Raw genomic sequence first — 14596 nt, forward strand, 5'->3', positions numbered from 1 at the left:
CTGGAGACTGGCATGGCACTCAATCTCTTCGACACACGCGGCTGTCCGCTGGACAAGCAGCGCTTCACCTGGCGCGACCTGGTGCAAAAGCCGATCAGCAAGCTCGACGACGACGCCTATACGCGCGTGCGCATCATCCTGATGAACGGGCTGGAAATGGAAGCCTCGCGCTTCTCGCATTCGTGCGCCCGCATGAACCGGGTGCTGCAGCCGGCACTGGCGCGCATCCGGCGCGTGGAGCAGCACCAGGCCACGATGATCAACTGGCTGATCGGCGCGGACCATTCTCCGCTGGAGACCACCATCGCCTACGAGCAGGTGGCGATCGACGTCACCGCCGGCGTGGCGCTGCGCGAGCCCGACCCCTACCTGGCGCAGGTGTACCGCTTCGGTCTGCTGGAGGACTTTGACCACATGTACCGCTACTCCGCCCTGCTGGACCGGCTGGAGGGCAAGGACGCCAACAACATCCTGCAGAGCTACACCGACATCCTGCCTGGCCGGCCCACGATCGAGGAGCACCGGGACCCCGACGACGACCTGCGCGAGCCGTACAGCCGGGTGGCGGCCGACCCGCTGTCCAAGCTGCATGCGCTGACCATCATGGCGGCCGAGCAGCAGACCCACAACTACTACATGAACATCGGCCCGCTGTTCGCCGACCCGGTGGCGCGCCAGCTCTACGCCGAGATCGCCTCCATCGAGGAGCAGCACACCACGCAGTACGAATCCATCATCGATCCGGACGAGAGCTGGCTCGAGAAGTGGCTGCTGCACGAGGCGATGGAGGTCTACAACTACCACGGCTGCGTGCAGCAGGAGACCAACCCGCGCATCCGGGCCATCTGGGAGCGCTTCCTGGACTACGAGCTGGGCCAGCTGCACCACGTGGTCAAACTGTTCGAGCAGCACGAGCGGCGCGATGCGGCCGAGGTGCTGCCCCAGGTGCTGCCCGATCCGATCCCGATCCAGTCGCAACGCGAGTTCGTGCGCGAGGTGCTCGCCAAGGAGGTGGACCTGCGCGCCAACGGCAGCCAGTTCGTCGACAAGGGGCAGGAGAGCCCGCTGTCGCTGGACTACCGCATGCAGCTCAATTCCGAAGGCTCGCCCTCCGAGCTGGTGGCCGTGGGCTACCGCTGGACCGCCGGCACCGAGCTCAATCGCAACGCCGCCTGAGGAGACACCATCATGGAACAACACACCCCCCTGGGACGCAACCGCACCGGCGTGCAGATGTCGCCCATCGACGCAAGGTCCATGGAACACGCCAGCGACCGGCTGCCTGCCGACGCCTTTGCCGCCGAAGCGGGCCTGGCCAGCGTTCGCCGGCCCTACATCGAGGACTCCGAAGGCCTGGGCTCCGTGCCGGTGCCCGGCACCTTGAAGGGCACGCTGGCTTCCGCGGCCGACATGCTCAAGGGCAGACATCCGCAGGTGCTGGTGGACAAGCTGGGCGAGCGCCTGGCCTTCGAGCGCGGCGGCACCCGCCTGTACGACGCGCTGCTCATCAAGTGCGAAGCCGCGCCCGAGGTGCTGCCGGCTGGCGCGCTGGACACGCTGCGCCGCTTCCGCGAGGAGGAAGCGCAGCACTTCGCGCTGGTGGTCGAGGCGATCAAGAGCATCGGTGCCGACCCCACCGCGCAAACACCCTGCGCGGACCTGGTGGGCGTGGAAAGCATGGGGCTCATGCAGGCGATGAACGACCCTCGCACCACGGTGCCGCAATGCCTGCACGTGGTGCTGGACGCGGAGCTGCTGGACAACGCGGGCTGGGAGATGCTGATCGGCCTGGCCCAGTCGCTGGGCCATGATGAGATGGCGCAGCGATTCCAGCTGGCGCTGGACCAGGAGGCTGACCACCTGCAGCAGGTGCGCGCCTGGGCCGAGCAGCTCACGCTGCAGGACGCCGCCCGTCGCCACGAGGCGGGCGACGGCACGCGGCACTAGGCGCCTGAGCCCCTTCCTACAATGCGCGGGCCATGCTGCCCGCGCTGCCCATCCTCAATCTCTCCGCCTACAAGTTCGTCGAGCTGCACGACCTGCCCGCGCTGCAGCAGCACCTGCTGGCGCAGGCTGAAGCGCGTGGCCTGAAGGGCACCGTGCTGCTGGCCGAAGAGGGCATCAACCTGTTCGTCGCCGGCCAGGAAACGCCGGTGCGCGAGTGGCTGGCAGTGCTGCGCGCCGACCCCCGGTTCGCCGACCTGCAGCCCAAGGAGAGCACCAGCGCCGAGGTGCCCTTCAAGCGCCTGCGGGTGAAGGTCAAGCGCGAGATCATCCGCATGAACATGCCGGCCGTGCGGCCGGCGGCGGGCCGGGCCCCCGCGGTGGCGCCCGCGACGCTGGCCCGCTGGCTGGCCCAGGGCCATGACGATGACGGCCGGCCGGTGGTGACGCTGGACACCCGCAACGCGTTCGAGGTGGACCAGGGCGCCTTCGAAGGCGCCATCGATTGGCGCCTGGCCAAGTTCAGCGACTTTCCGGCTGCGCTGCAGGCCCACCGCGACGAGCTGGCCGGCAAGACGGTGGTGAGCTACTGCACCGGCGGCATCCGCTGCGAAAAAGCCGCGCTGGTGATGCAGAGCGCCGGGCTGGACCATGTGTACCAGCTCGAAGGCGGCATCCTCAAGTACTTTGAAGAGGCGCCCGGCGCGCCGCACTGGCGCGGCGACTGCTTCGTGTTCGACGAGCGCATCGCGTTGGACCCGGCCCTGCAGCCAGCAGATTGAGCGTTCAGTTCGGCGCGGCGGTGAGCCCCCACTGCTGCAGCATGAAGGTGTACACCTGTGCCCGCTCCTTCAGCGCATCGAATCGACCCGACGCGCCCCCATGGCCGGCGTCCATGTTGATGTCGAACAGCAGCGGCTGGGTGTCGGTCTTCAAGGTGCGCAGCTTGGCCACGTATTTGGCCGGCTCCCAGTAGGGCACCTGGCTGTCGTTGAAGCTGGTGCGCAGGTACATCGCCGGGTAGGCGCCGGGCATCAGGTTGTCGTAGGGGCTGTAGAAGCGCATCCAGCGGTATTGCGATTCGATCTTGGGGTTGCCCCACTCGATGAACTCGCCGGTGGTCAGCGGCAGCGTCTCGTCCAGCATGGTGTTGATCACGTCCAGGAACGGCACCTCCGCCACCACCGCCTTGAACAGGTCCGGCCGCAGGTTGGTGACTGCGCCCATCAACAAGCCACCGGCGCTGCCGCCCTGGATGATCAGCTGCTGCGGCGTGGTGAAGCCCTGCTGCACCAGCGCCTCGGCGGCGCTGATGAAGTCGGTGAAGGTGGTCATCTTGCGCTCGAGCTTGCCGGCGTCGTACCAGGCGCGGCCGAGGTCCCCGCCGCCGCGGATGTGGGCGATGGCGAACACCACGCCCCGGTCCAGCAGCGACAGCCGCGCGGACGAGAAGCGCGGGTCCATCGGCAGGCCGTAGCTGCCATAGCCGTAGAGCAGCGTGGGCTGCGGCACGCCGGGCCGGCGCAGGTCGCGCCGGTACACCAGCGACACCGGAACGCGCGTGCCGTCGGTGGCCGTGGCCCAGACGCGTTCGGACGCATACCGCGCCGGGTCGTAGCCACCCAGCACCGGCTGCACCTTGCGCAGGGTGCGCGTCTGGCGCGCCAGGTCGTAGTCGTAGACCGACGGTGGCACGGTGAGCGACTGGAAGGCGAAGCGGAAGCTGTCCGTGTCGTATTCGGGGTTGTCGCTGGCCGAGGCGGTGTACACCGCCTCGTGGAAGGCGATGCGGTGCTGGCGGCCGCTCTTGAAGTCGAACACCCGCAGCTTGATCGACCCCTCTTCACGCTCCTGCAGCACCATGTGCCCGCGCAGCATCGTCAGCTGCTCCAGCATGGCGTCAGGCCGATGCGCCACCAGCTCCCGCGCGCCCTGCAGGGACGGCTTGGCCGCCGGGGTGCTGACGAGGCGGAAGTTGCGCCCGGTGTCGTTGACCAGCAGGTAGAACAGGCCGTTGCGGTGCTCCAGCTGGTATTCGCGGCCGGTACGGCGCGGCAGCACCGTGCGCCAGGCGGCGCGCGGCGTGGCCGCGTCCAGCACGCGCAGCTCGGTGGTGTCCTTGCTCACGCTGCTGAGCACCAGGTAGCGCCGGTCCTGGGTGTGCGACAGCTGCAGGTCGAACAACTCATCCTTCTCCTCGTACAGCAGGGTGTCAGGGCCCGGCTGGCCGAGGGTGTGGCGCCAGAGGCGATGGCTGCGCTTGGCGTCGTCGTCGGTGGTGTAGAAGATCGTGCGGTTGTCCAGTGCCCATTGGAAGCTGGACACCTTGTGGCGCTGCCAGGGCAGGGGCTGGCCGGTGGCGATGTCCTTGGCCTGGAGCAGGAAATCGCGCGCGCCGGTGTCGTCGGTGGAATAAGCGAGCAGCCGGCCATCTGGGCTGACCGCCATGTCGCCCAGCGCGAGGAACTTGCGGCCGCGCGCCATCTCGTTCAGGTCCAGCAGCACCTGTTCGGGCGCCTGCGGGTCATAACGCCGTTGCGTCCCCTGCGCCTGGCGACGCAGGTAAACCGGGTACTGGCCGCCTTCGACCGTGCGGCTGAAGTACCAGTGCGCGCCATCGCGGGTCGGCACGGCTTCGTCGGCCTGCTGCACCCGGCCCAGCATCTCCTGGTAGAGGCGCTCACGAAAGCCGTCGAGCGGCTTGAACCAGGCGGCCGTGTAGGCGGCCTCGGCGCGCAGGTAGGCCAGCACCTCCGGGTTGTCGCGCTCGCGCAGCCAGAAGTAGTCGTCGATTCGCTGGTCGCCATGAACGCTCACGTCCTTCGGCACACGGGCGGCCCGGGGTGCCACGGGCGTGGAGGCGGCATCGGCCGCAGCGGGCGTCGGCGTGTCGGTGGCGCACGCACAGAACACCAGCGCCAGGGTGTGCGGCAGCAGCCGCAACAGGAGTCGATTCAGCATGGGAGGATGGGCGCGCGGTCTCCGCAGACGCCGCGCGCAGCAAGCAAAGCGCGAGTGTAGGCAGCCCCGGCCCGAAGCCGCCTGCGCGGGGACCGCCACGCGCGCCGCTACCCCGCGCTCAGGGGGCCAGGTCGAACACCAGCACCTCGGCTGCCTCACCGCCGCCCAGCACCAGGCGCTCCTCCTGGGCAAGGGCCAGCGCATCGCCTGCCGCCAGCAGCTGGCCGTTCACATGCAGCCTGCCGCGTACCAGGTGCACATAGGCCAGCCGAGCCGGGTCCAACGCCAGCTCTGCGCGCTCCTCACCATCGAACAGCCCGGCGTGCAGTGCGGCGTCGGCGTTGAGTGTCAGGGACCCGTCGCGCCCGTCCTGTGAGGCCACCAGCCGCAGCCGGCCGCGCTTGTCCTCATCCGCAAAGCGCTTCTGCTCGTAGCTGGGCGCCACGTTCATGCGGTCGGGCAGGATCCAGATCTGCAGGAAATGCGTGGCCCGGCCCTCGGCATGGTTGAACTCACTGTGGCGCACGCCGCTGCCCGCGCTCATGCGCTGCACGTCGCCGGGCATGATGACCGCGCCGGTGCCCAGGCTGTCCTTGTGGGCCAGCTCACCCTCCAGCACGTAGCTCACGATTTCCATGTCGCGGTGGCCGTGCGTGCCAAAGCCGGTGCCAGGCGCGATGCGGTCCTCGTTGATCACGCGCAGGTTGCCGAAACCCATGCGGCGTGGGTTGTGGTAGTCCGCAAACGAGAAGCTGTGGTACGACTTCAGCCAGCCGTGGTCGGCAAAACCACGGTCCGCGGCGCGAATCAGTTCGATCATGGGGCGTGCTCCTTGTGCTGTCACTTCACTGTAGGCAGCCGTGGCCATGCGGCGGCGGGGCGTGCTTGAAGCGAACGTTCAAATAAGATGAACTCCATGCCCGACCAACACCATGCCCTCACGCCCGAAGCGCTGGCGATGATGGACACCATCGCACGCACCGGCAGCTTCGCCGCGGCCGCGCGCGAGCTCGGCAAGGTGCCCTCCGCCCTCACCTACAGCGTGCGCCAGCTGGAGGACGCGCTCGATGTGCTGCTGTTCGACCGGCGCTCGCGCCAGGCCCAGCTCACCGCGGCCGGCGAGGAGCTGCTCAACGAAGGCAGGCGCCTGCTGGCCGAGATGGAAGCGGTGGCCAACCGGGTCAAGCGCGTGTCCACCGGCTGGGAGACGCAGCTCACCATCGCGGTGGACGGCGCCTTGTCGCGGCTGACCATGTTCGAGCTGTGCGAGGCGTTTTATGCCCTGCGGCCCGATGGACGGGACGGGCCGGGCACCCGGCTGCGCCTGCGCACCGAAGTGATGTCCGGCACCTGGGAGGCGCTGCTGTCCGGCCAGGCCGACCTGGCGATCGGCGCGTTCGGTGACACACCGCCGCCGGCCGGCGTGGACGCGCAGCCGCTGGGCGACATGGACTTCGTGTTCGCGGTGGCGCCGCATCATCCACTGGCCGCGCATGACGGCCCCATCACCGATGCCGAACTGCTGACCCACCGCGCCGTGGCGGTGGCGGACACGGCCCAGCGCATGTCGCCACGCACGGTGAACCTGCTGCCCGGGCAGGAGGTGTTCACCGTGGCCAGCGTGCAGGCCAAGATCGAAGCGCAGGTGCGTTGCCTGGGTTGCGGCTTCGTGCCCGAGCCGCTGGCGCGCGAACACATCCGCGCCGGCCGGCTGGTGGTGAAGGAGGTGGCGCGCACGCTGCACAAGGCGCGCTTCGGCTACGCCTGGCGCGCTGGCGCCGTGCCCCAGCCGCGCAAGGCACCGCAAGGGCTGGCGCTGCAATGGTGGCTCGCCCAGCTGGACAGTCCCGCCACCCGCCGCGCACTGATCGAGCACCATGCCGGCCTGCTGGCCAGCGCGGTGGACTGATGGAGTACATCGGCCGCTTTGCGCCCTCGCCCACCGGCCCGCTGCATGCCGGCTCGCTGGTGGCGGCGCTGGCCAGCTGGCTGGATGCGCGTGCGCATGGCGGCCGCTGGCTGGTGCGCATCGAGGACGTGGACACACCGCGCTGCATGCCGGGTGCAGACGTCGAGATCCTGCGCCAGCTCACGGCCCTGGGCCTGCGGCCGGACGAGCCGCCGGTGTGGCAGTCCCAACGCGCCGCGGGGTACGAGGCAGCCCTGCAGCGCCTGATCGCCCGGGGTGACGCCTATGGTTGCCGCTGCACCCGCCGGCAGATCGAGCTGGCGCTGGAGGCGGCTGGCCGCCCGCATGCGCGCCACCACGAGCTGGTGTACCCGGGAACCTGCCGCCTTGCCCCGCCCACGGCCGCACCCCGCGCCTGGCGCGTGCGCTGCGGGGATGAGGCCCGCCCCGTCGTGGTCGACTGGCATGACCGCCGCCTCGGCCCGCAGCGCCAGGACGTCACCCACGCGGTGGGTGACTTCGTGCTGCGCCGCGCCGACGGCCTGTGGGCCTACCAGCTGGCCGTGGTGGTGGACGACGCCGAACAAGGCATCACGCACATCGTGCGCGGCGAGGACCTGGCCGACAACACGGCGCGCCAGATCCACCTGCAGCGCCTGCTCCGGCTTGCCCTGCCACGGTATCTGCACACGCCGCTGGTGCGCGATGCGCGGGGCGAGAAGCTGTCCAAGCAACACGGCGCACCGGCCCTGGACGTCGCCCGCCCGATCGAGGCCTTGCAGGCGGCAGCCGAGGTGCTGGGGCTGCCGCCACAGAGCGCCGCCACATCCGCCGACTGGCTGGCATCCGCGGTGCCGGCATGGCGGGGGCGCTGGATGGCATGATGCGCCCCTTCGACGTTTCAAAGGAGTTGCCATGACCACCACACCCTCGGGCCTGCAGTACGAAGACACCACGCCGGGCCAGGGCGCCGAAGCGCACAAGGGCCAGACGGTGCGTGTGCACTACACCGGCTGGCTGCACGACCCCACGCAAGCCAATGCGCGCGGCCGCAAGTTCGACTCCAGCAAGGACCGCGACGATCCCTTCGAGTTCCCCCTGGGCGCGGGCCATGTGATCAAGGGCTGGGACGAAGGCGTGCAGGGCATGAAGGTCGGCGGCACCCGCGTGCTCACCATCCCGCCGGAGCTGGGCTACGGCGCCCGTGGCGCGGGCGGCGTGATTCCGCCGAACGCGACGCTGGTGTTCGAGGTGGAGCTGCTGGCGGTCTGATGAAAAAAGCCCGCCCGGTTTGCAGCCGGGGCGGGCTTTGTGACGCGTGGACGGCGCGCTTACTTGAACTGGTAGGACACCACCCCGTACCAGAACCGGCCGCGCGGGTCGGCAAACGACGCCGCATAACCGGCGGCATGCGATCCGTATGACGACACGGCCGTGAACGGCGGCTCCTCGTCGGTGAGGTTGCGCACGCCCAGGCGCAAGGTCAGGTCCTTGATGCCCTTGAAGCTGACCGAGGCGTTGAAGCGGCTGGTGTCCTTGACCTTGTGCTCGGTGAGCACGCCCACGTTGAAGTCGACCAGCGCAGCGCTCTCGGTCCAGCCCTTCACAAACACGTTTTCCAGCGTCACCGTCCATGGGCCGGCGCTCAGGTCGACTGCAGCGGTGTGCTGCCAGCGCGGCACGGGTTGCACGGAAGCGCCGTCTCCCGCTGTGCCCACGTAACTCGTGAACTCGCCGCCGCGCTCGGCCTGTTGTTTCCATTGCGCGACGTAGGTGCCCACCAGGCTAGCGCCCAGCCGCATCCCTTCGCCCAGCGGGACATTGCCACGCAGATCGATGTCCAGACCAGAGGTGCGCAGTTCACCGAGGTTCTGCACCGGCGTCTCGATGTACGAGATGAAGCCCTGCGCATTGCGCACGACGCGGTCCCTGTACTTGGCGTACAGGGCAGGGTCGGACAGGATCGCATCGCCACCGATCACGCTGATCTGGTCACGCTTGACGATCATCCAGTAGTCCAACGTGGCCGAGATGGAACGGGTGGGCTCGAACACCACACCTGCCGAGAACTGCCGCGACTTCTCAGGCTTCAGGTTCGGGCTGGCGAAGTTGTGGACGTTGTATTGGATCTCGCACTTCGGATCCGTTTCGAAGCCCGGAGGGCACTCGGGGTCCTTCAAGCTGTTGGCGGTGTTGGTGGTCGCCGGCGGGCTGTTCACGTCCCACAAGGTGGGTGCACGGAAGCCGGTGCCCGCCGCAGCGCGCAACGCCAACTCCCGGGTGGGTTGGAACCGGATCGTGGCCCGGGGATTGAAGGTCGACCCGAAGTCGCTGTAGTGGTCGTACCGTGCCGCGATGCCGGCCTCCCAACCCTTGGCAAAGGGGAGATTCAGCTCTGCAAACACCGCCTTGATGCTCCGGGACGCACGGGTCGTGGGCACCGAGCCTTCGCCGCCGATGTGCAGGCCGGCAGAGTAGTCCGGGTTGACCGGCACGTCTTCGGCCTTTTCCCGGCGCAGGTCGACGCCCCAGGCGAGCGCCATGTTGCCGCCGCCCATTGCCATCAGCTCGCGGCTGGCACGGAAGTCGATCTCGGTGGTCGTGCTCTTGGAGCGCCGCATCGGGCCTTCCATCAGCGACGACTGCCATAGCGCATCGCCGGCCGCATTGCTGGGCCCGAACGGATTGATGTTGCCCGTGGCCAGTGCATCGAGGAACCGGCCCTCGTGTACGTAGCCGAAGTAGTTCAGCGCGCCCTTGGCCTGCGACAGGTTGAGCGCGGTGTTGTAGTCCCAGCCGGCCATCGTGCCCTGCGCACCAAGGACTACCCGCGCCTGGGTGTTGACGTTGTCGTTGATTCGGTTGCCCACCGGGATGGCCCGCAGGGCCACCTCGGTCATCCCGTCACCGTCCGGGTCGAAGTCCGCCGGCGTATAGCCCAGCTGCAACAGCAGGTCGCTCGGGAAGAAGGGGCTGCTCACCGGCATCAAGGGGTGCGCATAGTCGCCGGCCACCGGATCCAGGTGAGTCGCACCCCAGAAGATCGGGGTGGGCGCCACGCGGCCGATGTTGTGGTTTCGCGCGTAGGACGCCTCCAGGAACAGCTGATGGTCGTCCGACAGGTTGTAGCTCACCCGGGTGAACAGGTCGCCCTTTTCCTGGTCAGGCAGGTTGTCGAGCGTGGCCGCATAGATGAAGCGGCAGATCTTCCGGGGGGTTCCGTTCGGGCTGGCGGGTTGCTCGACGACGACCGTGAACTGCGGATCGCACGGGAGGAACTGGGACCCGGGGTTGAGTTCGGGGAATGCGCCCGGCGTGATGCGGAAGTCGGTCAGGCGGCCTGGGAAACCGCCGCCGGAGGTGGGCGGAGACGACCCCGGGATCTCCTGTACGCCGCGGTTGTACAGCTGCTGCTCGATGGCCTTCAGGCGCTTGTTCTTCTGGTAGTTCGCTGTTGCAAGCACGTTGAAGCGATCACTCGCGAGGTCACCGAACCCCAGGGCGATGGACAGGCCCTGCTCCGTGCCTCCAATGCCCTTCTCGGTGTCGCCATAGCGCAGCGTGACCTCTCCCCTCTGGTAGTCCCGCCGCGTGATGAAGTTGATCACCCCGCCCACGGCATCCGTGCCGTACACCGCAGACGCGCCATCCCGAAGCACCTCGATGCGATCGATGGCGGCAAAGGGAATGCTGTTCAAGTCCACCGACGCGCTGCCGCCGATGGAACCGAACGGATGGTTCGCCAGGCGGCGGCCGTTCAGCAGCACCAGCGTCGAGTTGGCTCCCAGACCGCGCAGGTTGGCGTTGGAGGTGGCGTAACCGGCGCCTTGCGTCGTGTCCGACACCAAGGCGGTGCTGGCGGACACGCGCTTGAGCAGGTCCTCCACGTTGGTGGCGCCGCTCTTCTCGATCTGGTCGCGCGTCATGATGGTCACCGGCAGCGCGGTCTCCGCGTCCACCCGCTTGATCGATGAACCGGTGATCTCCACGCGCTGGGCCTCTTGCGCCCAGGTCGTGCCACTGCCTGCCAAGACCAGGCTTCCCACTGCCAGGGCAACCGCCCGCGCCACTGCTGTTCGGTCGAACATGAGCCTCTCTCCTGCAAAGGTTGATCGGATGAACCTTGTTCCTCCGGCAAGCTCAGGGGCTTCATGAACCGATGGCTTGCCAAAGCCAACCGATTCTGTCCATCGGCCGGTGCAGCCTTCCCCAGGGAAACCCGCTTATCCGCAGCCCGTGGAGGCACCGGCCCAGCGCCTGGCCGCCACGCGCATGCGCGCAGACCCTGCGCGCCGCTCCGGCGTTTTGGCAGCACGGGGCAAACACGATGAATTGGCACGTTGTCTAGACAGGACCATCCAAGGCAGGCAATCCCTAGTTTGCGGATCACATCCCGTTGGGGTGCAGCAACACACCCGGGGACCACCAAAGGAAAACGCCCCGCGGGCGAACCGGCGGGGCGCTGCAACTGAGGGCTGACCCGAGCGGATCAGCGGCCGAAGCCGCCCTGGCGCGGACGCGCCGGCTTGCCGAACGGTGCACCCGGGCCCTTGCGCGGGCCAGCAGCCTGGCGTTCGAACGGTGCGCGGTCATGGCGCGGCGCGGCTTCGAACGGTGCGCGTGCCGGACGCGCGGCAAAGCCGTCGCCGCCACGAGGCGCGAAACCGTCGTCACGACGCGGCGGGAAACCGTCCTGGCGCGGAGCGAACGGCTTGCCGTACGACGGCTTGCCACCGCGCGGGCCGGGCTTGCCACCGAAGGGCTTGCCACCCGGGCGGGCGTTCGGCGGGCCGGCGAAGATGCGCGGCTCGGGCTGCTTGGGTTCCAGGCCGGTCACCGTGGCCACCGGAATGGGCTGGGTGGTGAACTGCTGGATGCGCTTGATCATGATCAGGTCACGGCGCTCGGCCAATGTCACCGCCAGGCCCGAGCGGCCGGCACGGCCCGTGCGGCCAATGCGGTGCACATAGTCCTCGGCCTTCATCGGCAGGCCGTAGTTGATGACGTGGCTGATCGTCGGCACGTCAATGCCACGAGCGGCCACGTCGGTGGCCACCAGCACGCGCAGCTGCTTGCTGCGCAGGCCCTGCAGCACGCGGGTGCGGCGGCCTTGCGGCATGCCGCCGTGCAGCGAGGCCACGGCATGGCCCATGTCGGCCAGACGGTCGGCCAGCCAGTCGGCGTCGCGCTGGGTGCTGGTGAACACCACGGCCTGCTCCATGTCGCGCTCGGTCAGGATGTGGTCGAGCAGCGCGTCCTTGTGCTGGCCGTTGTCGGCCCAGTGCAGGCGCTGGGTGATGTTTTCGTGCGTGTCGGTGTGCGAGTCGACCGCGATGGTCTGCGCGGTCTCCTTCAGCAGCTCTTCGGCCAGGCGGCCCACGTGGCCTGCGAAGGTGGCGCTGTACATGACGGTCTGGCGCTCTTTGGGCGTCTGCGCGGCGATGTGGTGGATGTCGTCGATGAAGCCCATGTCGAGCATGCGGTCGGCTTCGTCCAGCACCAGCATCTCGATGTTGTCGAGCACGCACTTGCCGCTGCCCAGGTGGTCGATCAGGCGGCCGGGGGTGGCGATCAGCACATCCAGCGGGCCGCGCAGCGCCTTGAGCTGGGCACCGTAGGGCACGCCGCCCACGACGGTGGCCACGCGCAGGCCTTGTACATGCTGGCCATAGGTGACGGTGGCCTTGGCCACTTGCAGCGCGAGTTCGCGGGTGGGGGTGAGCACCAGGATGCGCGGGCCTTGCACCACGCCTTTTTCGCGGCGCTTGGTGTTGTCGCCGCGGGCGGCCAGCACGCGCTCCAGCGCGGGCAGCACGAAGGACGCCGTCTTGCCGCTGCCGGTGGAGGAAGACACACGCAGGTCGTGGCCTTGCAGCGCCGGCGGGATGGCGCGCGTCTGCACGTCGGTGGCGTTTTCGTAGCCGGAATCGGCAACGGCGCGGATCAGGGCGGGATTCAGGCCCAGGGATTCAAAACTCATGACTCTCTTCTCTCGAACAAGGGCACCCCGCGCGCACGGGGGCACGCCGCCAGGCACCTGAGGCGAGCACGACACGGCTCACCAGGTGAAGTCGCTTGCGAAGGAATGCGCCGATCCCGCGTGCAACGCGGGTGTGAAACGGTCCTACTGCGACGGCATCGCCGCCAACCGTTCCACGAGGGGATTCGAGACCAGCCGCGCAGCAAAACCTGCGGGAAGCATCGAAGAGGTCAGAGGGGATGAACGAACTGCCCTGGAGCACACCCCAAGGCAGCCTGCGATTCTACAGCGGATCCCGGAATAACCCTAATCTTCAGCGGCTGCGCTTCTTCTCCCGCTGCGTTTCAAGCGCCAGCCGAGAGCCATGCGGGGCTGGGCGGACCGAATCTCAGGAGGTCGGCCGGTGCGCTGCGGCCACGGCCGGCAGGCTAAACTCACAGCCCCGGTCGGCAGTTCACCCAGGCGTTGCCGCGCGGCCCGTGCCGCGTGCTAAACCTGCCCTCGACAGTTCAGCATGAAGGTCACGCGTTGCAGCGTGCGCCCCGCAGCTGGAAGACGGCAACCACCAGCGCCCGTGCATGGCCCGGGCTGGCAAGGCGCACGCGAGACGGAGAACCTTCCATGACTCGTGAGTCCGTGCCCTTCATGGCACCCGATCTTTCCCAGTTCGCCCGCGCCCTCGGTCGCTCCCTGAAGGAGCGCCTGGCGGCCCAGCCGCAAGCGCCAAGCCATGTCGAGCTGATGAACCTGCTGGCGCGCGCGGCCGGTCACCGCAACCTGCAGGCGCTGCAGGCGTCTGCGCGCGCCCTGCCCCCACCCGCCGCCTCGCCCGACGAGCAAGCCGCCATGCCGGCCTTGAGCGCCACGGCGCGCAAGGCGCTGACCCACTTCGACGCCCATGGGCGGCTGGTGCGCTGGCCGACCAAGTTCTCGGTGCAGCGCCTGGCGATATGGGCCCTGTGGACCCGCTTCGACGGCCGCCGGCTGTACACCGAGCGTGAGGTGAACGAGGTGCTCAAGGCCTGGCACACCTTCGGCGACCACGCCACCTTGCGACGCGAATTGATCAACGACCGGCTGCTCGCGCGCAAGAGCGACTGCTCCCAATACCGCAAGCTCGCCAAGCGGCCGGACGACGAGGCGCGCTGGTTCCTGCATGCCTGGCGCCGCAGGAGCCGCCCAGCCGGGCCGGATCAGGCCTGAAGGAAGTGCTGGCGGTAGTACAGCAGCTCGTCGATCGACTCGTGGATGTCGGCCAGCGCGGTGTGCGCCTGGGCCTTGGAAAAGCCGGGCAGGATGTCCGGCTTCCAGCGCCGCGCCAGCTCCTTCAGCGTGCTCACGTCCAGGTTGCGGTAGTGGAAAAACGCTTCCAGCTGCGGCATGTAGTTGGCGAGGAAACGCCGGTCCTGGCAGATCGAGTTGCCGCACATCGGCGACTTGCCCTTGGGCACGAACTGCGACAGCCAGGCGATCGTCTGGGCTTCGGCCGCGGCTTCGTCGACCGTGGAGGCCTTCACCCGGTCGATCAGGCCGCTGCGGCCGTGGGTGCCCTTGTTCCAGGCGTCCATGCCGTCCAGGGTGGCGTCGCTCTGGTGCACTGCGAACACCGGGCCTTCCACCCGCTGGGTCATCTGGGCATCGGTCACCACCACGGCGATTTCGATGATGCGGTCCGTGTCCGGGAACAGCCCGGTCATTTCCAGGTCAATCCAGATCAGGTTCTGTTCGTGCAGCGGCAGCGATGTGACGGTCTCGGCCATCCGTAATCCTTCAAGGCTTGAAATCGGGCGATTCGCCGGCCA

At 68.4% G+C, this 14596-nt stretch carries 12 protein-coding genes; 7 read left to right on the forward strand and 5 right to left on the reverse strand.

Going from position 1 to position 14596, the window contains the following annotated elements:
- Positions 1–12 precede the first annotated feature (12 nt).
- The 3 genes from VPH43_RS04915 to VPH43_RS04925 are packed head-to-tail and all read left to right on the forward strand — an operon-like array spanning position 13 to position 2726.
- Positions 13–1176 (forward strand): hypothetical protein, encoded by a 1164-nt coding sequence (locus VPH43_RS04915; protein ID WP_328576537.1) that lies wholly within the window; start codon positions 13–15, stop codon positions 1174–1176.
- Positions 1177–1188: 12 nt separating this feature from the next.
- Entirely contained in the window at positions 1189–1947 is a 759-nt protein-coding gene (locus VPH43_RS04920; protein ID WP_328576538.1) for a ferritin-like domain-containing protein, read from the forward strand.
- Positions 1948–1979: 32 nt separating this feature from the next.
- Positions 1980–2726, forward strand: a complete 747-nt coding sequence (locus tag VPH43_RS04925; RefSeq protein WP_328576539.1) for a sulfurtransferase — start codon at positions 1980–1982, stop codon at positions 2724–2726.
- A 4-nt stretch (positions 2727–2730) separates the two neighbouring features.
- On the opposite strand, the gene VPH43_RS04930 is transcribed toward VPH43_RS04925, so the two are convergent.
- Both VPH43_RS04930 and VPH43_RS04935 read right to left on the reverse strand, forming a co-directional pair.
- On the reverse strand, positions 2731–4905 hold the full coding sequence (locus VPH43_RS04930; protein WP_328576540.1) for a S9 family peptidase: 2175 nt from the start codon (positions 4903–4905) through the stop codon (positions 2731–2733).
- A 118-nt stretch (positions 4906–5023) separates the two neighbouring features.
- Positions 5024–5725: a pirin family protein gene (locus VPH43_RS04935; RefSeq protein WP_328576541.1), complete on the reverse strand. Its 702-nt coding sequence runs from the start codon at positions 5723–5725 to the stop codon at positions 5024–5026.
- A gap of 96 nt (positions 5726–5821) precedes the next feature.
- On the opposite strand from VPH43_RS04935, the gene VPH43_RS04940 reads away from it, so the two are divergent.
- Genes VPH43_RS04940 through VPH43_RS04950 form a run of 3 tightly spaced genes read left to right on the forward strand, consistent with a single transcriptional unit; the run spans position 5822 to position 8086 of the window.
- The gene (locus VPH43_RS04940; RefSeq protein ID WP_328576542.1) at positions 5822–6814 is read left to right on the forward strand and encodes a LysR family transcriptional regulator; all 993 of its coding nucleotides are present in this window, start codon (positions 5822–5824) and stop codon (positions 6812–6814) included.
- Entirely contained in the window at positions 6814–7698 is an 885-nt protein-coding gene (gene gluQRS / locus VPH43_RS04945) for a tRNA glutamyl-Q(34) synthetase GluQRS (RefSeq protein ID WP_328576543.1), read from the forward strand. The genes VPH43_RS04940 and gluQRS overlap by 1 nt, the downstream gene beginning before the upstream one ends.
- Before the next feature lie 31 nt (positions 7699–7729).
- On the forward strand, positions 7730–8086 hold the full coding sequence (locus tag VPH43_RS04950) for an FKBP-type peptidyl-prolyl cis-trans isomerase (protein ID WP_328576544.1): 357 nt from the start codon (positions 7730–7732) through the stop codon (positions 8084–8086).
- A 59-nt stretch (positions 8087–8145) separates the two neighbouring features.
- On the opposite strand, the gene VPH43_RS04955 is transcribed toward VPH43_RS04950, so the two are convergent.
- The gene (locus VPH43_RS04955) at positions 8146–10902 is read right to left on the reverse strand and encodes a TonB-dependent receptor (RefSeq protein WP_328576545.1); all 2757 of its coding nucleotides are present in this window, start codon (positions 10900–10902) and stop codon (positions 8146–8148) included.
- A gap of 401 nt (positions 10903–11303) precedes the next feature.
- Entirely contained in the window at positions 11304–12794 is a 1491-nt protein-coding gene (locus VPH43_RS04960) for a DEAD/DEAH box helicase (RefSeq protein ID WP_328576546.1), read from the reverse strand.
- Positions 12795–13415: 621 nt separating this feature from the next.
- Between VPH43_RS04960 and VPH43_RS04965 the strand changes: the two genes are divergently transcribed.
- Complete coding sequence (locus tag VPH43_RS04965; RefSeq protein WP_328576547.1) at positions 13416–13997, forward strand: DUF2087 domain-containing protein; 582 nt, start codon at positions 13416–13418, stop codon at positions 13995–13997.
- On the opposite strand, the gene orn is transcribed toward VPH43_RS04965, so the two are convergent.
- The gene (gene orn, locus VPH43_RS04970; protein WP_328576548.1) at positions 13988–14554 is read right to left on the reverse strand and encodes an oligoribonuclease; all 567 of its coding nucleotides are present in this window, start codon (positions 14552–14554) and stop codon (positions 13988–13990) included. The genes VPH43_RS04965 and orn overlap by 10 nt on opposite strands.
- Positions 14555–14596: the final 42 nt, after the last annotated feature.

It is taken from the genome of Ideonella sp. BN130291 (assembly GCF_036231905.1).
Taxonomy (GTDB): domain Bacteria; phylum Pseudomonadota; class Gammaproteobacteria; order Burkholderiales; family Burkholderiaceae_C; genus CAMLIZ01.